This window comes from Streptomyces sp. R35 (assembly GCF_041053035.1).
Classification (GTDB): domain Bacteria; phylum Actinomycetota; class Actinomycetes; order Streptomycetales; family Streptomycetaceae; genus Streptomyces; species Streptomyces lutosisoli.
Genome location: NZ_CP163440.1, coordinates 8,529,418 through 8,555,072, shown reverse-complemented (window position 1 = coordinate 8,555,072; position 25,655 = coordinate 8,529,418). Strand labels below are relative to the sequence as shown.

General features: G+C 70.1%; 23 protein-coding genes. 10 read left to right on the top strand and 13 right to left on the bottom strand.

Annotation, left to right across the window (positions count from 1 at the left end):
- Positions 1-93 precede the first annotated feature (93 nt).
- The 4 genes from AB5J50_RS38470 to AB5J50_RS38455 are packed head-to-tail and all read left to right on the top strand — an operon-like array spanning position 94 to position 3,698.
- Entirely contained in the window at positions 94-1,203 is a 1,110-nt protein-coding gene (locus tag AB5J50_RS38470; protein ID WP_369265624.1) for an aliphatic sulfonate ABC transporter substrate-binding protein, read from the top strand.
- A gap of 12 nt (positions 1,204-1,215) precedes the next feature.
- Complete coding sequence (locus tag AB5J50_RS38465) at positions 1,216-2,034, top strand: ABC transporter ATP-binding protein (RefSeq protein ID WP_369263304.1); 819 nt, start codon at positions 1,216-1,218, stop codon at positions 2,032-2,034.
- The gene (locus tag AB5J50_RS38460) at positions 2,021-2,950 is read left to right on the top strand and encodes an ABC transporter permease (protein ID WP_369263303.1); all 930 of its coding nucleotides are present in this window, start codon (positions 2,021-2,023) and stop codon (positions 2,948-2,950) included. Before AB5J50_RS38465 ends, AB5J50_RS38460 begins: the two co-directional genes overlap by 14 nt.
- A 10-nt stretch (positions 2,951-2,960) precedes the next feature.
- Entirely contained in the window at positions 2,961-3,698 is a 738-nt protein-coding gene (locus AB5J50_RS38455) for a sirohydrochlorin chelatase (protein ID WP_327432631.1), read from the top strand.
- A 167-nt stretch (positions 3,699-3,865) separates the two neighbouring features.
- On the opposite strand, the gene AB5J50_RS38450 is transcribed toward AB5J50_RS38455, so the two are convergent.
- A complete protein-coding gene (locus tag AB5J50_RS38450; RefSeq protein WP_369263302.1) occupies positions 3,866-4,846 on the bottom strand; it encodes a helix-turn-helix domain-containing protein in 981 nt (326 codons plus the stop codon).
- A gap of 56 nt (positions 4,847-4,902) precedes the next feature.
- On the opposite strand from AB5J50_RS38450, the gene AB5J50_RS38445 reads away from it, so the two are divergent.
- A complete protein-coding gene (locus AB5J50_RS38445) occupies positions 4,903-6,159 on the top strand; it encodes an MFS transporter (protein WP_369263301.1) in 1,257 nt (418 codons plus the stop codon).
- Between the two features lie 4 nt (positions 6,160-6,163).
- Here AB5J50_RS38445 and AB5J50_RS38440 read toward each other — a convergent pair whose 3' ends face one another.
- From AB5J50_RS38440 to AB5J50_RS38425, 4 genes are all read right to left on the bottom strand, one after another.
- Positions 6,164-8,764 carry a fibronectin type III domain-containing protein gene (locus AB5J50_RS38440; protein WP_369263300.1) on the bottom strand — a complete coding sequence of 867 codons (2,601 nt, stop codon included), beginning with the start codon at positions 8,762-8,764 and terminating at the stop codon, positions 6,164-6,166.
- A 155-nt stretch (positions 8,765-8,919) separates the two neighbouring features.
- Positions 8,920-9,537 (bottom strand): DsbA family protein, encoded by a 618-nt coding sequence (locus tag AB5J50_RS38435; RefSeq protein ID WP_369263299.1) that lies wholly within the window; start codon positions 9,535-9,537, stop codon positions 8,920-8,922.
- Positions 9,538-9,592: 55 nt separating this feature from the next.
- Positions 9,593-10,204 carry a TIGR03086 family metal-binding protein gene (locus AB5J50_RS38430; protein WP_369263298.1) on the bottom strand — a complete coding sequence of 204 codons (612 nt, stop codon included), beginning with the start codon at positions 10,202-10,204 and terminating at the stop codon, positions 9,593-9,595.
- Between the two features lie 52 nt (positions 10,205-10,256).
- Positions 10,257-11,288 carry a ketopantoate reductase family protein gene (locus AB5J50_RS38425; protein WP_369263297.1) on the bottom strand — a complete coding sequence of 344 codons (1,032 nt, stop codon included), beginning with the start codon at positions 11,286-11,288 and terminating at the stop codon, positions 10,257-10,259.
- Positions 11,289-11,396: 108 nt separating this feature from the next.
- On the opposite strand from AB5J50_RS38425, the gene AB5J50_RS38420 reads away from it, so the two are divergent.
- Complete coding sequence (locus AB5J50_RS38420) at positions 11,397-11,858, top strand: hypothetical protein (RefSeq protein WP_369263296.1); 462 nt, start codon at positions 11,397-11,399, stop codon at positions 11,856-11,858.
- Between the two features lie 34 nt (positions 11,859-11,892).
- Positions 11,893-12,792: a transglutaminase-like domain-containing protein gene (locus tag AB5J50_RS38415; RefSeq protein WP_369263295.1), complete on the top strand. Its 900-nt coding sequence runs from the start codon at positions 11,893-11,895 to the stop codon at positions 12,790-12,792.
- Here the strand turns inward: AB5J50_RS38415 and AB5J50_RS38410 are convergent.
- Together AB5J50_RS38410 and AB5J50_RS38405 are read right to left on the bottom strand one after the other, a co-directional pair.
- Positions 12,728-13,114: a DUF4440 domain-containing protein gene (locus tag AB5J50_RS38410; protein ID WP_369263294.1), complete on the bottom strand. Its 387-nt coding sequence runs from the start codon at positions 13,112-13,114 to the stop codon at positions 12,728-12,730. The genes AB5J50_RS38415 and AB5J50_RS38410 overlap by 65 nt on opposite strands.
- On the bottom strand, positions 13,107-13,658 hold the full coding sequence (locus AB5J50_RS38405; RefSeq protein WP_369263293.1) for a DUF1697 domain-containing protein: 552 nt from the start codon (positions 13,656-13,658) through the stop codon (positions 13,107-13,109). Before AB5J50_RS38405 ends, AB5J50_RS38410 begins: the two co-directional genes overlap by 8 nt.
- A 397-nt stretch (positions 13,659-14,055) precedes the next feature.
- Here AB5J50_RS38405 and AB5J50_RS38400 point away from each other — a divergent pair, with 397 nt between their 5' ends.
- Positions 14,056-16,296 (top strand): MMPL family transporter, encoded by a 2,241-nt coding sequence (locus tag AB5J50_RS38400; protein ID WP_369263292.1) that lies wholly within the window; start codon positions 14,056-14,058, stop codon positions 16,294-16,296.
- Between the two features lie 173 nt (positions 16,297-16,469).
- The gene (locus AB5J50_RS38395) at positions 16,470-17,753 is read left to right on the top strand and encodes a hypothetical protein (protein WP_369263291.1); all 1,284 of its coding nucleotides are present in this window, start codon (positions 16,470-16,472) and stop codon (positions 17,751-17,753) included.
- On the opposite strand, the gene AB5J50_RS38390 is transcribed toward AB5J50_RS38395, so the two are convergent.
- The 3 genes from AB5J50_RS38390 to AB5J50_RS38380 are packed head-to-tail and all read right to left on the bottom strand — an operon-like array spanning position 17,744 to position 20,792.
- Positions 17,744-19,027, bottom strand: a complete 1,284-nt coding sequence (locus AB5J50_RS38390) for an ABC transporter substrate-binding protein (RefSeq protein ID WP_369263290.1) — start codon at positions 19,025-19,027, stop codon at positions 17,744-17,746. The genes AB5J50_RS38395 and AB5J50_RS38390 overlap by 10 nt on opposite strands.
- Complete coding sequence (locus AB5J50_RS38385; protein WP_327432617.1) at positions 19,027-19,860, bottom strand: carbohydrate ABC transporter permease; 834 nt, start codon at positions 19,858-19,860, stop codon at positions 19,027-19,029. The genes AB5J50_RS38390 and AB5J50_RS38385 overlap by 1 nt, the downstream gene beginning before the upstream one ends.
- Entirely contained in the window at positions 19,857-20,792 is a 936-nt protein-coding gene (locus tag AB5J50_RS38380; protein ID WP_369263289.1) for a carbohydrate ABC transporter permease, read from the bottom strand. The genes AB5J50_RS38385 and AB5J50_RS38380 overlap by 4 nt, the downstream gene beginning before the upstream one ends.
- Before the next feature lie 349 nt (positions 20,793-21,141).
- On the opposite strand from AB5J50_RS38380, the gene AB5J50_RS38375 reads away from it, so the two are divergent.
- A complete protein-coding gene (locus AB5J50_RS38375) occupies positions 21,142-22,005 on the top strand; it encodes a phosphotransferase enzyme family protein (RefSeq protein WP_369263288.1) in 864 nt (287 codons plus the stop codon).
- A gap of 101 nt (positions 22,006-22,106) precedes the next feature.
- Here the strand turns inward: AB5J50_RS38375 and AB5J50_RS38370 are convergent, their stop codons facing one another.
- The 3 genes from AB5J50_RS38370 to AB5J50_RS38360 form a co-directional block, all read right to left on the bottom strand.
- A complete protein-coding gene (locus tag AB5J50_RS38370; RefSeq protein WP_369263287.1) occupies positions 22,107-22,829 on the bottom strand; it encodes a 3'-5' exonuclease in 723 nt (240 codons plus the stop codon).
- Positions 22,830-22,984: 155 nt separating this feature from the next.
- Positions 22,985-24,223: an SAV2148 family HEPN domain-containing protein gene (locus AB5J50_RS38365; RefSeq protein ID WP_369265623.1), complete on the bottom strand. Its 1,239-nt coding sequence runs from the start codon at positions 24,221-24,223 to the stop codon at positions 22,985-22,987.
- A 102-nt stretch (positions 24,224-24,325) separates the two neighbouring features.
- On the bottom strand, positions 24,326-25,645 hold the full coding sequence (locus AB5J50_RS38360) for a copper amine oxidase (RefSeq protein ID WP_369263285.1): 1,320 nt from the start codon (positions 25,643-25,645) through the stop codon (positions 24,326-24,328).
- Positions 25,646-25,655 lie beyond the last annotated feature (10 nt).

The following is a 25,655-nucleotide window of genomic DNA, read 5'->3' as shown; positions in this document are numbered from 1 at the left end:
CCGTCGCGGACAAGACGAAGACCTGCCGACCTTCCCGGCCACGCCTGAAACGTGACCGCCGGGCCAACGAGAGGAACCCCTCCCGTGCCTGCCATCCGCTCCACGCGCTCCGCGCTTCTCCGCCGCGGCCTCGCCGTCGCCACCGCTCTCCCCCTCCTCGCCCTCGCCGCCTGCAGCTACGGCTCCGACGCGAAGGACGACACCAAGGCGAAGGTCGCCGCCGGGTCGAAGAAGATCGACGGTCTCGACTCCGTGAAGATCGGCTACTTCGGCAACCTGACGCACGCGACCGCGCTGGTGGCCAACCAGAAGGGCTACTTCCAGAAGGAGCTCGGTGCCACCGAGGCGAAGTACCAGATCTTCAACGCCGGCCCCTCCGAGATCGAGGCGCTGAACTCGGGCTCCATCGACATCGGCTGGATCGGCCCCTCCCCGGCGATCAACGGCTTCACCAAGTCCAAGGGCACGAACCTGCGCATCATCGGCGGTTCGGCGTCGGGCGGTGTGAAGCTCGTGGTCAACCCGAAGAAGATCAAGTCCCTGAAGGACGTCAAGGGCAAGAAGATCGCGACCCCGCAGCTGGGCAACACGCAGGACGTCGCGTTCCTCAACTGGATCGCGGACCAGGGCTGGAAGGTCGACGCGGAGAGCGGCAAGGGCGATGTCTCGGTCGTCCGCACGGACAACAAGATCACCCCGGACGCCTACAAGTCCGGCTCCATCGACGGCGCCTGGGTGCCGGAGCCGACCGCGTCCAAGCTGGTCGCCGAGGGCGGCAAGGTGCTGCTCGACGAGTCCGACCTGTGGCCCGACAAGAAGTTCGTGATCACGAACATCATCGTGTCGCAGAAGTTCCTCAAGGCGCACCCGAAGGCCGTCGAGGCCGTACTGAAGGCCTCGGTCGAGACCAACAAGTGGATCAACGCCAACCCGGACGAGGCCAAGGCCTCGGCGAACAAGCAGCTGGAGGCGGACTCCGGCAAGGCGCTCCCGGCGAACGTCCTCGACCCGGCCTGGAAGTCCATCCAGATCACCAATGACCCGCTGGCCTCCACCCTCAACACCGAGGCGGAGCACGCGGTCAAGGCCGGTCTGCTGGAGAACCCCAGCCTGACGGGCATCTACGACCTCACGCTCCTGAACAAGGTCCTCAAGGCCGCGGGCGAGAGCACGGTCGACGACGCCGGTCTCGGCGTCAAGTAAGCCCGGATCCCGATGAGTTCCCAGGAGGTGACGACCATGGCCACGACCACGACCCTCGCCAAGGACGCCGACAGCGCCGATGCGGTCGAGTACGCCGCCCGGATCGAGCACGTCTCGAAGTCCTTCGCCGGGCCGGGCGGGCAGCAGCTCGTCCTCGACGACATCACCCTCGATGTCGCGCCGGGTGAGTTCGTCACCCTCCTGGGGGCCTCGGGCTGCGGCAAGTCGACGCTGCTGAATCTGGTGGCGGGGCTCGACGAGCCCTCCGCCGGCAGCATCACGACCAACGGGCGCCCGGCTCTGATGTTCCAGGAGCACGCCCTGTTCCCGTGGCTGACCGCGGGCAAGAACATCGAACTCGCCCTGAGGCTCAGGGGAGTTCCGAAGAACGAGCGGCGCGAAAGGACCGAGGAGCTGCTCGAACTCGTACGGCTGAAAGGCGCGTACGGCAAGCGGGTGCACGAGCTGTCCGGCGGTATGCGCCAGCGTGTGGCGATGGCCCGCGCGCTCGCGCAGGACAGCCAGATCCTGCTGATGGACGAGCCGTTCGCGGCGCTGGACGCGATCACGCGGGACATGCTGCACGACGAGCTGACCCGGATCTGGAGCGAGACGGGTCTGTCCGTCCTCTTCGTCACGCACAACGTGCGCGAGGCGGTGCGGCTCGCGGAGCGCGTGATCCTGCTGTCCTCCCGTCCCGGGCGGATCGCCCGCGAATGGACGGTGGACATTCCGCAGCCGCGGCGCATCGAGGACGCGCCCGTGGCGGAACTGTCCATCGAGATCACCGAAGAACTTCGTGGGGAGATCCGCCGCCATGGCCAGCACTGAGACGAAGCGGACGGACACTGCCGTCAACGACAGCCCCGGCAAGGACAACTACCAGCTGGGCGGTCTGGAGGCCGGGCTCGACGCCCTCGACGTCGGCGTCACCAGTCTCTCCAGCGGCCGGTCCTTCGGGCTGACCTTCAGGCAGAAGGTGTTGCCGCCGCTCATCGCGTTCGCGGTGGTGCTCGTGATCTGGCAGTCGCTGATCTCGTTCGACATCGTCACGGACCCGACCAAGCTGCCCACTCCCTCGGACGTGTGGGGCGAGGTCAAGAACGCCTGGCTGCAGGGCACGCTGCTCGACTACATCTGGACCAGCGTCTCGCGTGGTCTGCTCGGCTTCCTGTTCGCCCTGGCGATCGGCACCCCGCTGGGTCTGGTGGTGGCGCGCGTGAGGTTCATCCGCGCCGCGATCGGCCCGGTCCTGTCGGGCCTGCAGTCGCTGCCCTCGGTGGCGTGGGTGCCGCCGGCCGTGATCTGGCTGGGTCTGAACAACTCGATGATGTACGCGGTGATCCTGCTCGGCGCCGTCCCGTCGATCGCCAACGGCCTGGTGTCGGGCGTCGACCAGGTGCCGCCGCTGTTCCTGCGCGCCGGCCGCACGATGGGCGCGACGGGCCTGAGGGGCACCTGGCACATCCTCATGCCGGCCGCGCTGCCCGGTTATCTGGCGGGCCTGAAGCAGGGCTGGGCGTTCTCCTGGCGTTCGCTGATGGCGGCGGAGATCATCGCCTCCTCCCCCGATCTGGGTGTGGGCCTGGGCCAGCTGCTGGAGAACGGCCGCAACGCCAGCTCCATGTCGATGGTCTTCCTCGCCATCTTCCTCATCCTGTTCGTCGGTATCGCCATCGACCTGCTGATCTTCAGCCCGGTGGAGCGGTGGGTGCTGCGCAGCCGCGGTCTCCTGGTGAAGAGCTGAGCCGCCCGTCATGAACCAGCCGGTCCTCCTGGTCATCGCCCACGGCAGCCGCGATCCGCGGCACGCCGCCACGGTGCATGCCCTCATCCGGCGGATCAGGGCCCAGCGCCCCGGCCTGCGGGTGGAGACCGGTTTCCTGGACTTCAACATCCCCTCGGTGCAGGGGGTGTTGGAGTCCCTGGCGGCAGAGGGCGTACGCGACGTGGTGGCGCTGCCCCTGCTCCTCACGCGCGCCTTCCACGCGAAGGCGGACATCCCGGCGGTGCTGCGGGAGGCGCCGTCGCGGCTGCGCATCCGTCAGGCGGAGGTGCTCGGCCCCTCCCCGCTCCTGACGGCCGCGCTCGAACGTCGTCTGTACGAGGCGGGGCTGACCCCCGCCGACAAGTCCTCGACCGGGGTAGTGCTGGCCTCGGCGGGGTCCACGGACCCGGAGGCGATCGCAGTGATCGCTGAAATCGCGCGGGAGTGGCGGCACACCGGTTGGTGCGCCGTGCGGCCTGCGTTCGCCTCCGCATCCCTTCCGCGCACCGAGGACGCGGTGCGCGAACTGCGGGCGCTCGGCTGCGAGCGGGTCGCGGTCGCCCCGTACGTCCTGGCCCCCGGCCGCCTGCCCGACCGCATCGCACGGGGCGCCGCGGAGGCGGACGTACTGGCCGATGTGCTGGGCCCGGCGCCGGAGGTGGCCCGGGTACTGCTGGAACGCTATGACGAGGCACGGATGCCGGCGCTGGCGGCGGTCGGCGCCTGAGCGCTCCGCTGGAGATCCGGTGCGTCGTCTGCGGGCCCGTCGTGGCTGGTCGCGCCCCGCGGCGGAGCCGCACATGTCACAGCCCCGCGCCCCTTCAGGGCGCTGCCGTACCGCACCGGACTTCGCCGGACCCGCCCAGCAGCCCTGTCGCCTGTCCTCGGCACGGCCTAACGGCACAGCTGGTCGCCCAGCGCTGTGCGCGCGTACCGCACGATGCGGCCGCTGCGGGTGCGGCTGAGGAGCCCCGCGTCGTAGAGCACGGCGAGATGCTGGCTGACCGCGCCCGGCGTCACGTCGAGGCGATGGGCGAGCTCGGTGGTGGACGCGGGCTCGGCGAGCAGGAGCAGCAGGCGGGCGCGGGGGCGGCCGAGAAGCCGTATGAGGGCACGGTCGGTGACCGGAGGCGGCGCCTCGGAGACGGTGGCGCGGCCGCGGGCGGGGTACGACAGCACGGGCGGCAGTCCGTGATCGACCCAGGTGGCCGCGCCCCGCGCGAACATCGTCGGGGTCAGCACCATGCCGCGGCCCGCGATCCGGATGCCGCTCTCGGGCCAGTTGCGGTCGGTGGGGTGGATCAGCCGGACGCCGTCACCGGTCCAGGTGAGACGACGGTCGAGACTCGGGAAGAGCACGGCCGCGCCCTGTTCCGCGAGGACCTTCGCATGGTGGGTGAGGTCGGCCTCCAGGATCGACTGGGCCCGGGGCCACCAGTCGGGGGCCAGGCACTCGTGCCAGTAGCCGTCCAGGCAGTCGGCGATCCGCTCCAGCAGTGCGGGCGGATCGGCGAGGCCCCGCACGATGACCTCCGGGACGGCGGGTTCGTACGCGAAGGCCTCCGCGAAGTCGACCGCGAGCCGCCCGGCGGGCGTCGCGCGCAGGGCACGCAGCTCCTCGGCGAAGGCGGGCCGGGCCCGGGTGGGACGCGGCGTCAGGAAGTCGGGGATCCAGCTGCTCGCGGTGAGCAGCGCGCCGAGGATCTCGGTGTCCTGCCGTTCGTAGGCCGGGCGCAGCCGTCGCAACCAGGGCGCCTGGTACGCGAAGCGCTGCGGGTCGGCCCACGAGCGCAGCGAGAACACCGCCTCCTGGAGCGGGGAGTAGGCGAACGAGGTGGTCGCGAGGTCGCCGACACCGAAGTGGAACTCAATCATTGAGCGTCACGCTAAATGATTGTCGCCGGCGAGTGGATGCCGGGTTGGGTGTGAACATGACCGCTACCGACCAGCTCACACGGGCGGGCGGGCTCCTGCCCGTCGAGCCCGTCCTGCGCCGACTGTCCGTGATCACGCTCTTCAACGCCTTCGGCAACGGGCTGTTCTTCCCCCTGGGCGTCCTGTACTTCACACGGATCGTCGGGCTCGACGCGACCTCGGTGGGCCTCGGGATGACGGTGGCGGGGCTGGCCGGCGTGGCGGCGGGCATTCCGGCGGGTCGGGCGGCGGACCGCTGGGGCGCCCGCCGGGTGTGCGGACTGCTGTGGGCGGGCTGCGGTCTGGCCACGGCCGCGTACACCCTGGTCACCTCGTACGCGGGCTTCCTGATTGCCGTGATCTGCGTGACCGCGCTGTTCATGGCGAGCCGGGCTGTCATGGGCGCGGTGTACGCGGACGTGCTGCCAGCCGCGGGCCGGGTCGAGGCCCGCGGCTATCTCCGGATGATCGTCAACGTGGCGATGGCCGTGGGCGGCGCGTGCGGCGCGGTGGCGCTGCAGCTCGACACCCGCGCGGCGTACGTCGTCGTCATCCTGCTGAACGCGCTGACCTTCGCGGCACCCGCGCTGATGCTGCGGACGCTGCCGTCGGCCGCAGAGGCCGAGGAACGTCCCGCCGTCTCCCGGGCCGTCGCCGAGGACCGCTGGCGTGCCGTGCGCGATCTGCCCTATCTGGCGGTGACCGTACTCAACGCCCTCCTGGTGGTGCAGTACACGCTGGCCGAGGTCGGTCTGCCGCTGTGGATCGTGGAGCGGACCGAGGCTCCGCGCTGGACGGCGGCCCTGCTGATGATCGTGAACTGCGTCCTGGTCGCGCTGCTTCAGGTGCGGGTGGCCCGTCGCGCCTCCCAAGTACCCAGTGCCGTACGGGCGATGGGCTGGGCGGGGCTGCTGCTCGCGGCGGCCTGCGCGGTGTACGCGCTGTCGGCGGGCCTCTCTCCCGTGTGGGCGGTGGTCGCGCTGACGGTCGGCGCGGTGATCCAGGTCTTCGCCGAGGTACTGTCGGCCGCCGGCGGCTGGACCCTCGGCTACGAGCTCGCCGACGCCCGCGCCCACGGCGTGTACCAGGGCGTGTTCGGCTCGGGCATGTCCGCGGGCATGATGGTGGGCCCGGCGCTGATCACGGTCACCGCGATCCGGCACGGTACGGCGGGCTGGGCCCTGCTCGCCGTCTTGTTCGCGGTCGCCGGGCTCGCGGTGCGTCCCGCCGTGCGCTGGGCACGGCGGGACACCTGGCGGGGCGAGCCCAACTGAACCGTTACGGTCGGGTGGTTGCCGTGACGGTGGCCGCGGGCCCGGTGCCCGCCGCCGTCACGGCCGCGATCGTGACGGTGTACGAGGTGCCCGGCTCGAGTCCGCCGATCACCCGGAACATTCCCTTGGTGGAGGGCTGGGTGACCAGCGCGTCCCGTCCGGTGACGGAGATCGGTTCGCGGCCGTCGGAGACGGTGACGCGGTAGCCGGTGACCTTGGCGTCGCCGGTCGCGGTGGGCGGGGTCCACGCCACGGTGGCGGCGGTGGATGCCGTACGCAGCTTGGGACTTGTGGGTGCGCCGGGCAGCACGGTCGCGTTCGTCGGGCTCAGCGGGAGCGAGGCCAGGGACGGAGCGCTCGCACCGTGGGCGTTGCTCGCGGTGACGGTGACCGTGAACGGGCCGCCGGACGAGGGGAGTCCACCGATCCGGACGAGCGCGGTGCGCTGGAACTCGGCTGCCTCGACGGCCTGTTCGCCGGCCTGCCGGCCGGACGCGTCGTAGGCCCGTGCCGTGTACCCCGTCACCGGTGAACCGCCGTCCGCGAAGCTCGGGTTGAAGGTGACGTACAGCGCGTCCGCCCCGGCCGTGCTCGTGCCGACGCGGGAGGGCGGCTCGGGGGTCGAGGGAGCGCCGACAGGACGGTCGAGCACGCCTTGGTAGGCGGGTTCAAGTCCCGCGTTGTCGAGGATCGCTGACGGGACGTCGGACGGCGAGGCCATGATGGTGTTGCCGCTCGTCACCAGGCCCTTGTTGTCGCCGTCGGACGTGCCCTCCTCCCACCAGTTGTCCTTGACGAGGGTGGGGTCGTTGTTGCCGAGGGCGTCGCGGTAGTCGGTGTGCCGGGAGGCGACGTTGGCGTACGAGGCGTTGTAGAGGATGTTGCCCTCGACCGTCTCGTAGGTGCAGCCGTTGTCGGTGTAGACGTTCTTGCCGAGGCCCCACTGGTCGTGGATGACGTTGCCGGTGACCTTCTCGCCGTCGGCCATCGAGGTGCCGGTCAGGCCCTGGGTGTAGATGCCGCCGCCGTCGTCGAGCATCTGCATGTAGTCGAAGATCAGGTTGTCGCGGACCGTGTTGTCATGACTGGGGTTCGGGGTCGCCGGGTCGCCGATCTTGTCGGGCCAGCCGCCCCAGCCCATCGAAATCGCGCTGTAGCCGACGTGGTCGATCTGGTTGTGGGCGATCGTGTTGTGCTGGGTGTGGCCGTTGAGGATCGCGACGCCGCCGTGGAACTCACGGGGCAGGCCGTAGAGGTGATTGTCCGTCACCCGCACACCTGAGGCGGGGGTTTGGCCGTCCACTCCCCCGATCTCCAGGCCGTTCCCGGAGATGTCGGTGAAGATGACGCCGCTGACGGTCGAGTCCTTGGATCCGGTGCCCAAGTCCAGTCCGGACGCGCCGAGATGGGCGAAGACGTCGTCGCTGAGCTCGATCCGCTGCCCGTACGTGAAGGAGACGTTGCCCGGCATCTTGGTCCAGGACGCGAACGGGCAGGTGCCGCCCTCGACGTACTGGCACAGCCCCTGTGTCGCCCAGCCCTGCTCGCCGGTGATGGTGTATCCCGCCTGGATCTCGGAGAAGCCCTCGGGCCGGGACGGGGTGAGCCAGGTGGCATAGCTGAACTGCATCCCTCGGAAGGCGATGTCGTGGACGGGGGCTTCGGCCGTCCCCTGTCCGTCGATCAGCTTCTCGGCCTGCGCGGCCTCGACATCGGCCCGGGCGAGGTTCTCGCCCTTGCGGGGCAGGTAGTACACGGTCCGCGAGGCCCGGTCGAGGTACCACTCGCCGGGCTGGTCGAGGAGTTCGTAGGCGTTCTCGATGTACGTCGCCCTGCCGCTGTTGGTGAGATGGCCGGGGCCGACCATGCTGACGGTCCGGCCGGGGATGTCGGGGAACTCCACCCGCTTGTTGGAGTTGTCCCAGCACGGCTGGACCATCGTGATGGCGGTGCCCTCGGCGGCGGCGATACGGCAGCGCGGCTCGGTCCACTGGCCCAGCCCGTTGCGCTCGATGTTCCACAGGGCCTCGCCGCTGGTGTACACGAACTCGGCGTCGGAGGGGTGCTTCCAGTGCGCGAGCGTGTCGGCGGACGCCGTGTAGCCGGTGGCGGTCTGGGTGAGGCCGACCGGGACGGCGCCGCGGGCCCGCTGGGCGCGCACCCCGTCGACGTACAACTGCCGTGTGTCAGTGAGGCCTTGGGGGGCGGGTGCGGACCAGAGGCCGGGTCTGTCCGGGACCTTCCGCCATCCGGAGACCTGGCGGCCGCCGCTGATGACCGACTCTCCCGTTCCCTGCCAGATCACCTTGTGGCCGCCGGTTCCCGAGTCGCGGGCGTCCAGGACGAGCGGCTTCGTGCGGCGGTACGTGCCCGATGCGAGGTGGACCGTCAGGTCGCCGGGCAGGTCGGCGACACGGGCGCGGGCCAGGTCGCGGGCGCGTTCCAGGGTGCGTACGGGGTGGCGGGCGGTGCCGTTCGCGTGGTCGTCCCCGGCCGGGGAGACGTAGAGGTCGGAGGTGGCGGCTTCCGCGGAGGAGACGGCGCCCGGAATTCCGAGGGACAGGAGCGTGGAGATCAGAGTGACCAGGGCGGCTCTTCGGCGCATGGGCATGTTCCCCTCCCGTGGGATCAGCCGTACCCAACGCCGAGAAAGGTAGGATCTATGACGTGCCACCGTCAATGAAGGCGGCAAAGAATCACGCAACTCCCTTCCATGAGGCCGAGATTCATCCGAGCTGCGTTCAGCGCTCTGACCGCTGTTCAGTCGAAGCGCAGCCCTCCCGTCCGGGTCCGCTTGAGCTCGAACAAGTCCGGGTGCGCGGCGAGAACACGGAAACTGTCGAAGAGCTCCGCCGCCTTCTCCCCGCGGGGAATGGCGCGCAGCACCGGTCCGAACCACACCGTTCCGTCGACATGGATGGTCGGCGTCCCCACATAGGCATCGGAGTCGGGCTCCTTGCCCGCGTCATGGCTGCGGCGCACCGCCTCGTCGTACGAGGGGTCGTGGGCCGCTTCGGCCAGCTCGGCCGGCAGTCCGAGCTCGGCGAGGGAGTCGGCGACCACGGCGTCGAAGTCCTCGGCCTCGCGCTCGTGGATGCGGGTGCCGAAGGCCGTGTAGAGGTCGCGCAGCACCTTCTCGCCGTGCTGCTCGGCCGCCGCCACCGCGACCCGGACGGGACCTATGGACTTGTCGACCAACTCCCGGTACCACGCCGGGAGTTCGTTGCCGATGTTGTGCAGGTACAGGCTCATCGCGTGGAAGCGCAGGTCGAGCGGCCGCTCGCGCTCGACCTCCAGCATCCAGCGGGAGGTGATCCAGGCGAAGGGGCAGGCGGGGTCGAAGTAGAAATCGACCCGGGTGGGCGCTGTGGTCGTCATGCCGTCGAGGCTAGTCACCCAATGGCATAGAAACACGGTCCAATTCCACCCGGAATCACTGGTCCATTTCGATCCGGGCCAGGCGCGGGTCCCGGCCGCTGTGGGCGAGGGCGCGCTCGAAGACGGGGGCGTCGTCGGGCACGTCCACCGGGTCGGCGAAGCCGTCGTACTGCCGGTAGAGCTCGCCATGTGTGTCCACCACGTCCAGGACGAGCCGGGCCGCGCCGTCCGAGATCCGGAACTCCTGGCCGGTGGCGGTGGCGACGTCCCAGCCGTGCACCGCCATCTCCTTGACGATCATCGGGGCGAGTTCGGCGGCGGGCATCTTCGCCATCCCCAGGTCGACCTCGCCCTCCCACACGTCCGGGTCGTCCCAGGCGGCAACGGCGCGGTCGAGCTGGTCGGCATAGGCCCGCGCCCAGCCGGGGTCGGCCGTGAAGTCCCGCCCGGTCAGCTCCTCGGAGAGCTGCTTGCGCAGCGCCCGGTGCTCCAGGCCGTGCGAGGTGTAGAGGACCCAGTGGTTCACCAGGGTGCGGACGTCCCAGTCCGGACAGTGCGTGGGACCGGGCTCCGCCAGCCGCGCCGCCGTGACGCCGCGGGCGACGCGGGCGGCCTCGGCTGCGCATTCCACCATGTACGGGTGCACGTTCTTGTACGCGTTGTTCATGCGTTCCACGCTAGGGACGCCGGGCTCGGCCCTCTTTAAGAAACGCGACAGCCTACGAACCGCTCTCTTCGGCGGCGGCCGCCACCGCCTCGTCGGCCAGCCGCACCAGCTCCGCCACCGTCATGGACCCCGCCTCCCTGCGCTCGCGCGCGAACGCGTTGGCGAGCCGCTGGAGCAGGTCGTTCAGCGGAGTCGGTACGCCGTGCAGGCGGCCCAGGAGCGCGATCTCGCCATTGAGGTAGTCGGCCTCGATCGTGCCGGTACCGCGGTTGAGGGACTGCCAGGAGGAGCCGGCGGTGCGCTCGGAACCGTCGAAGGGCTCGAACCGGATCTTGCCGCCACGAGCCTTCTTCTGCTCCTCCTCACTGGCGAACGCGATGCCGGCCGCGTCCAGCACCGCCTCGCCCTCCGCGCGGACGCGCCCGAAGAGCGCGAGGCCCTCCTCGCTGGTGAGCACCCCGGTGACCGCCTCGATCGAGTTCGCGAGATTGCCGAGGAGTTTGGCGTACTGCCACCGGGCCACATCGGGCACGACCGGCGCCTCGAAGCGGGACTTCTCCAGGTCGGCGGCTATACGGCGGGCCGTCTCGTCCGTGCCGTGCGGATGGCGGCCGATGTGCAGGATCCCGGTGAGCGGGGTGCCGGCGGCCGACACGACGCCGGGTTCGACGAAGGTCGCGGGCAGCCAGACGCAGACGCCGTACACCCTGCGGAAGCGGCGCAGCGCGAGGCGCTGGCTCTCCACACCGTTCTGCGCGCAGACCAGCGGCAGCCGCTCGGCCGCCGTACCGCCGCCCGCGACCGGGCTCGGCCCCCATGCCTCCAGGGCCGCCTCACTGTCCTGCGTCTTCACGGCGAGCACCAGCACGTCGTCCGCGCGCAACTCCCCCAGCGCCCGCGGCCCGTCGACCGTGGGCAGCCGGTGCGTGTGCGTCCCCTCGGGGGTCAGGAACCGCAGCCCCTCAGCGCGCAGCGCCTCATAGTGCGCGCCCCGCGCGACCAGGACCACCTCGTGCCCCGCCTCGGCCAGCCGGCCACCGATGGCCCCGCCGACCGCTCCCGCTCCGATGATGATGTAGCGCATACCCCCGAGCCTCGCACAGATGGCTGTAGCGGCCACTCACAATCCCGCAATCACTGCGCTCCCGTACGTCCCTGGCCGTCCACAACGGCACGTGCGACGCTGTCCGCCATGCGCAGACTGACCTGGCTGTTCGGGGCGTTGTTCCTGGTGCTCACCGGGTTCGGTGCGTGCTCGGCGACGCTTCAGTGGCATCGGGCGGAGCTGATCGACGACGACCCGGTGCGGGTCACCGGGGTGGTCTCCCGGGTCATCGAGCCGACCACCAAGTACCGCAGGGAGGAGATCGCGTACACGGTGGACGGACACCGCCACACCACGGTGCGGAAGCTCGACACCGACCTCAGCCGTGCCGAGCCGGGGCACAAGGTGTGCCTGGAGGCGGCCCGTACGCACCCCGAGGTCGTCCGGCTGTGCGAGGAGCACTACCCGCAGGGCGACGACATCTTCCCCGTCTACATACTCGTGACGGTCTTCGGCACGGCGGGTGTGCTGTTCGTCTTCGGATACCTCGTCACCAGCGCGCGACGGGCACGACGGGCACAGGAGTCCCCACTGGAAACGCCGGCTTGACCTTGCCCCTGGGGCAGACGCGAGGGTCCTCGGCATGGACTTCTACCTGACCCAGAGCGTGTTCAGCGATCCCGGTGACCTCGATGTCGGCGATCTTCCCCGGGAACCCGGTCAACTCGCCCGTCTCGTACGGAATCTGATCATCCATCGGGGAGAGGGTGAACTCTTCGGGCACGCCATCCCCGAGCAGTGGCTGGCGGAGGACGCCGAGTCGCGGTACGTGACGGAAGTGCTGCGGATCCTGCGGGAGCGCTCCGGCCGGCCGCTGACCGAACGGCGGGAGCCGGCCGAGCGGTTCGTCGGAACCTGCCGCGACTTCTCCCTGCTGCTGTGCTCGCTGCTGCGCGCGACGGGCACACCCGCCCGGCTGCGCTGCGGCTTCGCCACCTACTTCATCAACGGGTTCCACGAGGACCACTGGGTCACCGAATACCGGCTGCCGGACAGCAGTTGGCGGCTCGCGGACGCGCAGATCGCGTACGGCCCGTACGACGTGTCCTTCGATCCGCTGGACGTCCCGAGGGATCAGTTCGTCGTGGCCGGGAAGGCGTGGCGGGAGTGCCGGGCCGGGCGGGCCGACCCCGCGGCCTTCGGGGTCAGCTGGCTGGAGGACATCAGGGGCCTGTGGTACGTCCGTGCCAACGTCGGCCACGATCTGGCCGCCCTCAACGGCGTCGAGGTGCTCCCCTGGGACGGCTGGGGCCCCGAGATCCTCGATGACGCCGGCCTCACCGACGACGACATCGCCCTGACCGACACGGTCGCCGGAGCCCGTACGGAAGACGAGCTCCGACGCCTCTACCAGGACCCGCGCCTCACCGTGCCGGACGAGATCCGCTCGTACACGGCCGACGGCGGCGTACGCAACGTCACGCTGCGCCGGAGCCGTACAGCGTCCCCTGGTGGAAGTACAACTGCCACCCCTGCCCGGTGAGCCGCCACAGTGAACTCCGGTGCGCCCGGCGGCCGTTGTGGTCGGTGTCGAAGGTGAGGTGAACCAGGTCGGGGGCGAGCTGTACGCCCTTCATGTGCGCGGTGGCGATGGGCCGGCCGTCGGAGTCGTCGTCCGCGGCCAGGGAGGCGATGATCGAGGCGCGGTCCCAGATCCGCCCCGACGCGCCGAACTCATGGAAGTCGGGGTGCAGCAGCGCGCCAACCCGTTCGGGCGAGCGACGGATCTCCGGGTCCAGCAGGCGCAGTTCGCCCGCGATGGCGCCCTCGACAGCGGCATCGACGGCGGTGTCGCGCTCAGGCACGGGTCAGCTCCTCCAGTTTGACGACGGTGTTCCAGTTGCGGGTGGTGGCGACGATGCCCTTGAGAAGCTTGGGCTTCGACAGGTTCTCGGCCAGTTTGGACCGGCCGAGGCCGTCGGGGGCGTACAGGTACAGGACGCGGTCGCCGAGGCGGAACTCCTCCGGGAGGAAGGCCGCCTGGTCGATCGAGGCGAAGCGCCCGGCGTCGACGGGGCCGGAGAAGTACGTGGCGTGCAGCTGTTTGGCCTCCAGTTCGGCGGCCGGGAACGGGCACGCCTCGCGTACGGCCTTCAGATAGGCGTGGTCCCGCACCAGTACGGCGACGGTGAAACCGAAGTGCTTCTCGATGGCCTGTGCGAGCTCCGCGGCGAGCGAGTCCTCGTCGCCGTGGTCGCTGGTGAAGACGGCGTTGCCGCTTTGGAGATATGTGCCTACGCCGCCGTACCCGAGCCCCTCCATCAGGGTGCGCAGCTCGGCCATCGGCACCTTCTTGCTGCCGCCCACGTTGATCCCGCGCAACAGCGCCGCGTACGTCGTCGTTGTCATCCGCACACCATAAAGCGGCCTTCGTGCCCCGTGGGGGTGGGCACGAAGGCCGCGGCCCGCGCCGGAAGTTACCGGCGGGTTGGCACGAAACCCTGGCCGATCGGTCCGCTCAGATCAACACCTACATGAAGCTGTGACTTAATCAACAACCTTTCGAAATAACAAAGCGGGCTCCGCCCGACAGAACGGACACCCCTGATCCACATCCCCGAGAAGTCCCGTTACGTGTAAGGGGCTTCCATCCTCCCCAGTGCGGAGACCCCGGGGTCCCAGCGGACGACTCACGGCCTCGGGGGTTCACCAGGCAGCACGACGAGAGCTTCTTATCCAGCCCATACCTTCATAACGAAAGGTGACGGCAGGGGGCTGTCACCGCACACAAGGGGGCTAGCCCGTCATGGCGAACGGAGAAATACGGGTGCGGGGCATCGCCGCCCGGGCCGGCGGCTGGAGCGCCCGGCACCGATGGGCGGCCGTCGGAATCTGGGTGCTGTTCGTCGTCCTGGCCATGGGGATCGGCTCGGCGGCGGGCCGCGTCGACCTCAAGGAGGACGACCAGCTCAAGGGCGAGACGCACACCGCCGCCCAGATCATCAAGGACGCCGACATCACGGAGCCGGCCAGTGAGACCGTCCTGATCCAGGCGAAGGACGCGAACACCACGGCCACGGACGCCGAGTTCCGGGGCGCCGTCGCCGCCGTGGTCAAGGCGGTCGAGGGCACCGGCAAGGTCACGGACGTGACATCGCCGTACGACACGAAGACGATCTCGAAGGACGGCCGCAGCGCGCTCGTGCAGTTCGACCTGCGCGGCGACGCGGAGACCGCGGGCGACCGCGTCGAGCCGGTGCTGAACGCCGTCAAGGGCGTCCAGAAGGACCATGCCGAGCTGCGGATCGAGGAGATCGGCGGCGCCAGCATGCAGAAGACGTTCTCCGACGCGTTCGGCGACGACTTCAAGAAGGCCGAGTACTCCGCGGTTCCGGTGGCCCTCGGCATTCTGCTGATCGCCTTCGGCGCGCTGGTGGCGGCGCTGCTCCCGGTGGCCCTCGCGATCACCGCGATCATGGCGACGATGGGCCTGATGGGCATCGTCAGCCATCTGCAGCCGATGAGCGACACCGCCAACTCCGTGATGCTGCTGGTCGGTCTGGCCGTCGGTGTCGACTACTGCCTGTTCTATCTGCGCCGTGAGCGCGAGGAGCGCGAGGCCGGGCGGGACGCCGATGCCGCGCTGCGGATCGCCGCCGCGACCAGTGGCCGCGCGATCATCGTCTCCGGTGTCACCGTGTGCGTGGCGATGGCGGGCATGCTCTTCACCGGGCTCGCCGGGTTCGAGGCGATGGGCCTGGCCTCGCTGATGGTCGTGGCGGTCGCCATGGTCGGGTCGGTCACGGTGCTGCCTGCGCTGCTGTCCCTGCTGGGCGAGCGGGTCGAGAAGGGGCGCATTCCGTTCCTGCGGCGGCGTCGGCGCAAGGGCAACGGGGAGAGCCGGCTCTGGACGGCCGTACTGCGGGGCGTGCTGGCCAAGCCCGCACTGTCCGTCGTCCTCGCGGCGGGCGCGCTGCTCGCCGTCGCGGCGCCCGCGGTCGGCATGAAGACGCAGAACCTCACGCTGGACCAGGAGTTCGGCAACTCGCTGCCGATCGTGGGCACGTACAACCGGGTCAACGACGCCTTCCCCGGCGGTTCCGATCCGGCCGAGGTGGTCGTCACGGCGAAGGACATCAACGCGCCGGAGGTCCGGGACGCGCTGGCCGACTTCAAGGCCCAGGCCGTCAGTTCGGGTGCCTCGCGCGGCCCGGTGGAGATCAAGCTGCACGACGCGCAGAACGTCGCCTTCGTGTACGTGCCGCTGGTCGGCGGCTCCGACCAGGACAAGGCCGGAGCGAGCCTGGAGAAGCTGCGCGACGAGGTGCGGCCCGCCACGCTCGGCAAGGTCGACGGGATCCAGGCGCCGATCACCGGACAGGTCGCGGGTTCGCACGACTTCAACGACCAGCTGATCGGGTCCGTCGTGCCGGTCTTCGCGTTCGTCGTGGTCTTCGCCTTCCTGCTGATGCTCCTGTCGTTCCGCTCACTGACCGTCGCGATCACCTCGATCGCCCTCAACCTGCTGTCGGTGGGCGCCGCTTACGGCATCCTCGTCGCCGTCTTCCAGCACGGCTGGGGTGCCTCGCTGGTGGGCGCGGAGGGCGTGGGTGCCATCGTCACCTGGCTGCCGCTGTTCCTCTTCGTGATCCTCTTCGGGCTCTCGATGGACTACCACGTGTTCGTGGTCTCCCGGATCCGTGAGGCGCGGCTGCGCGGCCGCTCCACCAAGGAGGCGATCCGGCACGGGGTGGTCACCACGGCCGGTGTCGTCACCAGCGCCGCGATCATCATGGTCGCCGTCTTCGCGATCTTCGGCACGCTGTCCATGCAGTCCATGAAGCAGATGGGTGTGGGCCTGTCCGCCGCGGTGCTCATCGACGCGACGATCATCCGGGGTGTGCTGCTGCCCGCCGTGATGGCGCTGCTCGGCGAGCGCAACTGGTATCTGCCGAAGTGGCTGAACCGGCTGCCGGACCTCACGCACGACGAGGCGCCGGAGGCCGCGCTGCCGCCGGCCCGGGAGGGTGAGCGGGCCGGGGTGTAACTCCTGTCGCGACAGGGCCTGTTGGTTTCCTTGAGGGACCGACAGGCCCTTTTCGCACCGGTTCGCATGGCAGCCGAGTGTGCCGGCGGGGGCCGCATTCCGGACTGGAATGACGTATAAACGTTCGAGCCGAAGTGGGCGAACGGGTGTTACCGGGGGCGGGGGCAAGGACCATGAGCGGGGACGTGGATCAGGACGCGGTGCTCCAGGCGCGCAATGTGCTGCTGAGCTCCGCCCGGCTCACCCGTCGGCAGGAGGTCGAGGCGTACCGGGTGCTGGCGAAGGTGAGCCCGGCGTCGTATGCGCCGAAGCTGGCGAACGCACTGATTCACCTCAGCTTCGACGACTCACTGCGGGAACTGCCGGAAGCCCGGCTGGACCTCTACCGGGAGGCGGTCGATGCCGCACGGCGGCTCGATGAGTCGGACCCGCGCCATGCGGAGGTCCTGCTGGACGCGCTGAAGTGGTACCAGAGCGGGCTGTTCGAGCTGGGGCGACGCCCCGAGGCTCTGACCGTGGGCGAGGAAAGGGCGGGCATCAGCCGACGGGCGGTCGACGCCGACCCGGATGCCCCCTTGTGGTCGGGTCTGACCCTGTGGGCGCACTCCCTGGCCGAGGAGGGTCGGCACGCCGAGGCCGCAGAGCTTCTGGAGGAGTTCGTACGGCACTCACGGCCGGGCGGCGCGCAGAGCGGCGGCTTCGCCTGGTCTCTCATCGAGTGGTGCGCCGAGGCCGAGGCGGCCGGACTGCGGGAGACGGCACTGGTCGCGGCCCAGGAACTCGTCGAGCTGGAACGCGGCGAACTCGCCCTCGGCCAGACCTCGTTGACCTCGCTCCTGCTGGCCCTCCTGCGCCAGGCGGAACTGTACGACGGGTACGGGCAGCGCGACGCGGCCTCCGCCGCACTCGACGAGGCCGCGACCCTGCTCGCCGAACTGGCAGCGAACGGTGAGCCGAAGGTCTGGAGCGGTTACCAATTCACTTACTGGGTTGTCCTGTTCGGGCTGTCCGGCCGGGCGGCCGAGTTGCCCGCTCCCGGCCGTCCGGGACCGGCCCTCGGCGCCTACGTCCGTAACTGGGCGCCCGACCTCCGGGAGCGCCACTTCGCGGAGCTGCCCGCGCTGCGGGAGGCCGTGGAGCGTGCGGAGGACCCCGCCGACCGGGTCGCGGCGCACCGCAAGCTGACGATCCGCTCCGCGCTCCACTCCGAACTCCACCGCGGGAACCGCTTCCTGGAACCCGTGCTGCCGCTCTTCGACGAGGGCGTGTCACTGACCCGCCGGCTGGGCGACGAGGCACTGTCGGCGCGTGCTCTCTTCGACCGGGCGAGCGCCCTCGCGGCGGGCTACAGGTACGCCGACGCGTACGCGGACTTCCAGGAGGCGCAAAGGCTCCGGAACAGCTGCGACATGCGAGAGGTACGGGCCCTGCCGGCGTCCCGGGACCCTCAGCGCTGATAGCGGGCCAGCACCAAGTTTCCGTCCTTCACCAGGCGTTGGCGGAGTTCCCCGAGATCGATCGCCCCGCTGTAGTACTCCTGGAACGCGGGGGTCGCGACCTTGTCCTTCCACTCCGGGTAGCCGCGGACGGACTGGGCGGGCGCCGAGCGGAGGTGGGCGGCGAGGGCGGTGCCGGTCGCCCAGTCGTCCTTGGCGGTGTGCAGGGCGGGGTCCTTGAGTGCCTCGGTGCCGGTGGGCAGCATCCAGTCGCCGAGGGCGAGCCGGACCATGTTCTTCGGCTGGAGCAGGAAGTCGATGAACTCGGCGGCCTCCTTCTTGTGCGGGCTGTCCTCGGCGATGGACAGAGTCTGGGGGCTGACGCCCTGGGTGAGCCCGTCCGCGCCGGCCGGGGCGGGCAGCACCTGCCAGTCGAAGCCCTTCGGGGCCTGCTGCGCGATCTGCTGGCGGTAGGAGAAGCCGAGCGGGACCATCGCGTACTTGCCGCCGAAGAAGCCGGGCAGTGTGTCGGAGCCGCCCATGCCGAGGGTCGCGCCCGACGCGCTCCGGTCCGTGTTCACCTCGTCGCGCACGGTCCGCGGCACCACTTCGTCGGCCGCGTCGAAGCGGACCGTCACCTTGCCGTCCTCGCCCCGGTGGAACATCTGCCCGCCCGTGGAGAGGGAAAGATTGAGCGTCGCGGAGACCGGTTCCCTGAGCGGCCACGCGACGCCGTACTTACCGTTGCCGGTCAGCTGCTTCGCGATCGTGCGGAACTCGTCCCAGGTCCACGGCTTTTGCGGAGTGGGAATGCGGACGCCCGACTGACGGAGCCACGTGGCGTTGGCGATCAGGACGCGCGGCTCCTGGAGGAACGGCACGCCATAGACCCCTCCCCCGAAGGTCGCCGTCTCCCAACTGTGCTGCGGGATGTCGGACGTGAGCCGCTCCGGCAGCAGCTCGCGCAGATCGGCGAGATAGCCGCCGTACGCGAAGTCCGCGAGGTCGTCCGAGGCGTCATGGATGATGTCGGGCGCCTCACCGCCCTCGAAGGAGGTGAGCAGCTGGTCGTGGACGCTGTCCCAACTCCCCTGTACGTACTCGACCTTGATGTCCGGATGCGCCGCGTTCCACTCCTTCACGAGCTCCTTGTTGGCGGCGACGGACTCCTGCTGCCAGGCGAGGGACTGGAAGTGGAGGGTGATCCCTCCGCCCGATCCACCACCGCCGCCGCCCGTGCACGCGGCGAGCAGGAGGCCGAAGACGGCCAGGACGGCCCGCAGTCTCGTCCGCATCAGCTCTTCACCGCCCCGGCGAGCATGCCGCCCGTGATCCGCTTCTGGATGATCGCGAAGATGACGAGCGACGGCAGGGTCGCCAGGAACGCCGCCGCGGCCAGCGGGCCGAGGTCCGCGACGCCCTCCGCCCCGAGGAAGTGCGTGAGGACGACCGGCAGCGTCTGTTTCTCCGGCGTCTTGAGCAGCACCAGCGCGAAGAAGAACTCGTTCCACGCGCTGATGAACGCGAACAGCGCCGTCGCCACGATGCCCGGCGCGAGCAGCGGCGCCGTGATCGAGACCAGCGTCCGCACCCGGCCCGCGCCGTCCACCGCGGCGGCCTCCTCCAGCTCGGTGGGCACGGCCCGTACGTACCCCACCAGCATCCACAGTGCGAACGGCAGCGCCCACACCACGTACACCATGACCAGGCCGGGCAGTGAGTTGATCAGCCGGAGGTTCTTGAGCACCAGGAACAGCGGAATGATCACGAGGACGAAGGGGAACGCCTGGCTCACCACGACCCACCCCGTGCCGGCCTTCGCCAGCAGGGTCCGGTGCCGCGCCATGACGTACGCCATCGGGGTCGCGATGACGACGGCGACGACCGCCGCGCCGAGCGCCGCGATCAGCGAGTTGAGCGCGGCGCGCAGCAACGGCTGTTCGTCGAAGGCCTGGCGGAAGTTGGCGAGGGTGGGGTCCTTGGGGATCCAGGTGGGGTGCAGGCTCGCCAGCTCGCGGGCCGGTTTGAAGGCGGTGGAGATCAGCCAGAGGAAGGGGAAGGCCAGGAAGACGAGATAGCCGAGCAGTGCGAGGTACTGGCCCGCGCGGGCCCCTTTGCTCGTCTTCACGCGTCCTCATCTCCCCTCAGCCGGCCCACGAGATACACCGCGAGGATCACCGAGATCACCGCGACCATCACACAGCCCATCGCCGCCGCATAGCCGAACTGCCCGTAGCGGAACGCCTCTTCGTACGCGAAGAGCATCGGGAGCCGGGTACGCCCTCCCGGTCCTCCGTTGGTCAGCACGTAGACCAGCGCGAACGAGTTGAAGTTCCAGATGAAGTTGAGCGCCGTGATGGCGAGCGCGACCGGTCTCAGGGCGGGCCAGGTGACCGTCAGGAACCGGCGCCAGGCGCTCGCGCCGTCCATCGCGGCCGCCTCGTGGAGTTCGCGCGGGGTGTTCTGCAGCCCGGCGAGCAGCGCCACCGTGGTCTGCGGCATGCCCGCCCAGACGCCGACCACGATCACCGCGGGCAGGGCGGTGCCGAGGCCGCTCAGCCAGTCGCGGCCGTCGCCGAGGCCGAGGTCGCGCAGGGTCTCGTTGAGGATGCCCGCGTCCGGGTTGTAGACGAGCCGCCACATGATGCCGACGACGACCTCGGGCATCGCCCAGGGGACGATCGCGAGGGCACGCGCCAGCCAGCGGAATCGGAGCTCCTGGTTGAGCAGCAGAGCGAGCCCGAGCGCGAGGAGGAACTGCGGCGCCGTCACCCCGACCGCCCACAGCAGACCGATCCGGAACGAGTCCCAGAACAGCGTGTCGTGCAGCAGGTCCTGGAAGTTGAGGACCCCGGTCCACCGCGTGGACGCGGTCCGCCCGGACTGCGCGTCGGTGAACGCCAGCGCGATCCCGTACAGCAGCGGTCCGACACTGAGCACCAGGATCGGGATCAGCGCGGGCAGCACCAGGAACCACGCCCCGTGATCGACGGGACGGCGGTCCCCGCCCCTGCCGGTCGCCTGCTTCACCGACCGCCTCGTCGCGGTCGCCAATGTCATGGAATCGGCTCCTTCGGGCGGCTCGTCACGGTCAGGGCCTGGTCGTCACGGTGGCGTCGTCCGCCCGGAGGGCATGCCGGACGCCACCCGGTCGGCTGCGGGTGGGTGGGGGTTGCTCGCCCGCAGGCGCCACCATGACGACCAGGCCCAACGCCCACGCGGCCCCCGTCATGGTCGTGAAGGAGGGGTGGGTCGTCAAGGCACCGTGCACGCCGTCCGACCTGTGGGAATGCGACACTGGCCAGCGAATGGCGTGAACACGACGCCGTGCGCGCGCGGAGCGCGAGGACGGCGAACACCGCGGTCACGGCGAGACGGCGAAAGCACCGCAAGGACACGGAGGCGAAGGATGGACGAGGCACGGGCGCGGGACGTACTGGCCACGGCGGGTGTGCTGCCGGGGTCGGTAGGGGACGCAACGCTCCTCGCCCTGGGCGAGAACGCGGTGTTCGCCGCCGGTGACCTGGTGGTCAAGGTGGGGCGCGACGCCGAACTCCTCGACCGTGCGCGGCGGGAACTGGACATCGCGGCCTGGCTCGCCGACACGGGCGTCCCCGCGGTGCGGGCCGCCGAGGCCAAGGCGCTGCTGGTGGACGGTCACCCGGTGACGGTGTGGCACCGGCTGCCCGACTCCGTACGCCCCGCGGAGCCGCGGGATTTGGCCGAACTGCTACGGGTGGTGCACGCACTGCCCTCCCCCTCGTTCGCCTTGCCGCCCCGCGAGCTGCTGGGCGGTGTGGAGCGCTGGCTGCGCCTGGCGGGCGACGCGATCGACCCCGCGGACGCGGCGTATCTTCGGGCCAGGCGCGACGGCTTCGCGGATGCCGCCGCCGCGCTCACCCCACATCTGCCGCCGGGCCCCATCCACGGCGACGCGCTGCCCCGCAATGTCCATGTCAGCCCCGACGGCCCGGTCCTGGTCGACCTGGAGACCTTCTCCGCCGACCTGCGCGAGCACGACCTGGTGGTCATGGCCCTCTCCCGCGACCGCTATGGGCTCCCGGCCCAGGCGTACGACTCGTTCACCGAGGCATACGGCTGGGATGTCCGCGAGTGGGAGGGCTGCTCCGTGCTGAGGGGAGCCCGCGAGACCGCCAGCTGCGCCTGGGTCGCCCAGCACGCACCGGCCAATCCCAAAGCCCTCGCCGAGTTCGAACGCCGGGTGGCGTCACTGCGGGACGAGGACGAGACGGTGCGCTGGCATTCCTTCTGACCGTGCGCCGGCCCCTGCCGACCCTGCCCCGCCCCTACCGCCCCTGCACCGACCCCAGTCGACCCTGCGCCGGGCCCCGGCCTTCTGAACCGGAAGGCCGGTCAGACCTTCTCGTCCGCCAGGTCCCGCAGCGGCCACGTCCCGTCCACCACCGCCTCCGCGTCCCCCTTGCGGCGCAGGAAGCTCTGGAAGTCGGCTGCCCACTCGGCGTACCACTCGATCTGGCGGCGGTGCAGCTCCGCCGGGCCGAGAGCCGCGACCTTCGGGTGGCGGCCGGCTATCGCACAGGCGAGCCGGGCCGCGGCGAGCGCGTCGGCCGAGGCGTCGTGGGCGGACTCCAGCGCCACCCCGTACTCCGTGCAGACCGCTTCGAGGTTGCGCTTGCCGCGGCGGTAGCGGTCCACGGAGCGGTCGATCGTGTAGGGGTCGATGACCGGGGCGGGGTCGATGCCGCCGAGCCGCTCGCGCAGCGACGGCAGTGCGTACCTCCGCAGTTCGGCGGAGAGCAGGGTCAGGTCGAAGGCCGCGTTGTAGGCGACGACCGGAACGCCCGTCTTCCAGTACCCGACGAGGACCTCCGCGATCGCGTCGGCGACCTGGTCGGCGGGCCTGCCCTCGGCGGCCGCCCGCTCATTGGTGATCCCATGCACGGCCACCGCGTCCACCGGAATCTCCACGCCCGGATCGGCCAGCCACTCGCGGTGCCCTATCGGCTCTCCGTCCCTGACTTCGATCACGGCACCCGTGACGATGCGTGCCTCGCGCGGATCGGTCCCGGTCGTCTCCAGGTCGAAGCCGATCAGCAGCTCCCGGTGCCAGCCCATGGGCGGCCCCCCTTCTTCGTGGTGCTTTCCCCCAGTGGTCTCCACGATCCCATGAGCCACTGACAATCCGAGGACCGCGTTCCGCTTCTGCCGAGGGACGGCCGTTCTGGTGCTACTGAGGGACGGCCGTTCAGGCCCCACCAAAGAGCAGACATTCAGGACACAGGACGTGAATCCGCCCAAGCCACCTCGAACTCCTCGCGATAGGTCGGGAAAAGCCCCTCTTCATCCATGTCGCCCGGTTTGACCACCCGGCCGCCGCCGCGCAGGACGAGCACCGGCGCCTCCATGCCGCGCGTGCGGCGCAGATACGACTGCACGACCGCGACACCGTCCGAGCCGTCGCCGTCCACGAGGTAGGCGGTGAAGCGGGGCGTCTCGTCGAAGACCTGGATCTCGAAGGCGCCCGGGTCACGCAGTTTGGACCGCACCCGGCGCATGTGCAGGATGTTCATCTCGACGGCGCGGCTCAACTCCCCGCGCTTGATGCCGAGTTCGCGCTCACGCCGCTTGACCGCACTGGAGGCGGGGTTCAGGAACAGCAGCCGTACCCGGCAGCCGGACTCCGCGAGGCGTACGAGCCGCCGCCCGGAGAAGTTCTGCACCAGCAGATTCAGACCGATACCGATGGCGTCGAGGCGGCGGGCGCCGCCGAAGAGGTCCTCGGCGGGGAACTGGCGCAGCAGCCGCACCCGGTCCGAGTGCACGCCGACCACGTCCGCGTACCGGTCGCCGACCAGGTCCTCCACGGCGTCCACGGGCAGCCGTCGTGCGGAGGGCACATCGCTGCCGGCGCCGAGTATCTCCAGGAGTTTCGCCGCGGCCCGCTCCGCCTGGCCCAGCACCGCCTCGGACAGGGCCCGGTTGCGGGAGACCACGTTCCGGGTGACTTCCAGCTCGTCCAGGGCGAGTTCGACGTCGCGGCGCTCGTCGAAGTAGGGCTCGAAGCACGGCCAGTGCTGCACCATCAGCTCGCGCAGCTGCGGCAGCGTGAGGAAGCTGAGCACGTTGTCGTCGGCGGGGTCGAGCAAGTACCCCTTGCGGCGGCTGACTTCGCGTACGGCGACCGCACGCTGCACCCACTCCTGCCCGGCGGGCCCGACGGCGGCGACCACCCACTCGTCGCCGTGGACGGGTTCGTAGATGGGACGGAGAACAGCGGCCACGACCGCGCGCAGCCGCTGTTCGACCAGGTTCAGCCAGATGTAGGCGCGCCCGGCTCGCTGAGCGCGCGTACGCACCTCGCGCCAGGCGTCGGCACCCCAGTCCAACTCCGGTCCAATGGATCCCATTTCCATCGGCCGCGCCAGGGACACCGCGCCGGGTGGGACATCTGTGGAGTTCCCCTCGTGACCCTCGTCACCAGGAGGCAACTCCAGCCCTCCCGAGCCCACCCGCGCACCGCCTTCCGCTCCCCCGAGCTCTCCCCTACTCAACGATCAAGGAAGGGTACTCCGGGAGCGGCGGGCGGTGCAGCCCGATGGACAGGTCGTTTCTCAACTACCGTTTTCCACATGCCCGTTCTGGTCCGCCAGCTCCGGCGGAGTGAGCGGATTCATAGCGGTGACGTCACGCGGGGCGATGGAGAAGCCCTGCCAGTGGACCGGCATGGGCTGCTGGTCCTCGTCGCGCGCGATGTGGTGGAAGCCCACATTCACCCAGACAACGGGGTGCGTGAGCGTCTGCCCGTCGACCCACTTGTCGACCGACTTGCCGTGTCCGGCACCGCAGTTGCGCAGGTTGTCGCTGGCGAACTGCTCGCACTTGTTGTACTCGGTGAAGTAGATGTCGTGCTTGGTGAAGGCGCGGCCGAGGTACTTGGTGGTCGCGCCCGGCACGATCTCGTACGAACGCGCGTGCTCGTCCTTGTTCTTGCCGGTGTTGCTGACGAGGCGCCACCAGCGCGAGTTCTTCGCGTCGCCCGCGAGTTCCTTGGTGATCTTCGTGAGGGTGGTCTTCTTGCTCGGGGCCTCGGCGCCGGCCGCGGGAGGGCTGACCGCGGAGTCGTATTGCTCGACCTTGGCCTTGGAGGAGCCGTCAAGGCCGAAGTTGAGCCGCCAGAAGACGTTGTGGCTGTGGCTGGTGGCGTAGGCCTTGGCGCCCTTGCCTATGGGCCAGCCTCGGCCGTCGCCCGCGTCGTAGTCACCGGGCGAGAGGCTGCCGGTGGCGCCGACATTCATGTTGAGGGTGCCGTCGTCCTGGAAGCGCCACTCGGTGATGTACTCGTACCAGCCGACCTTGTTGACCGTGTAGATCATCAGGTCCTTGCCCTGCTTCTGGAAGACCTTGTTCCCCGTGTCGGCCTGCATGCGGTAGGCGTGGCCGCGCGAACGGGTCGTGGTGCACAGGCCGTTGACGTTGGCGTGCTGCGGGTCCCAGGCATCGGGGACCTTGACGGTCTTGATGGTGCCGCCGGGGCACTCGCCGGGCGCCATGTCCATCAGGCCCTGGCCGAAGCCGGCGCCCGTGAGGTCGCTGTACTCGACCGAGCCGTCGTCGTAGGGGACGTCGATCTGGGCGAGCTTCGCGCTGGCGAGGACCTTGATCGGCTGGGCCTCGCCGGGGGGCTGGTAGGAGATGTTCTCCAGGACGAGCCCGGCCTCGCTCTCGTAGTGCCAGCACATCCGCCAGGTGGTGCCGGTGGAGAGCTTCTGCTCGATCTTGTACGCCGCGCTGCAGTCGGCGGCCGCCGCGGAGGCGGTCTTGGGCTGGGCGACGGCCGGTCCCGCGGCCGTCGTCGCCCCGGCGGCGAGGGCGAGCACAGAGAGGCCCACCGCCGTCCGGCTGCGGGCACGGCTGTTTCTGTTGACGCGCATGAAGAAGTGA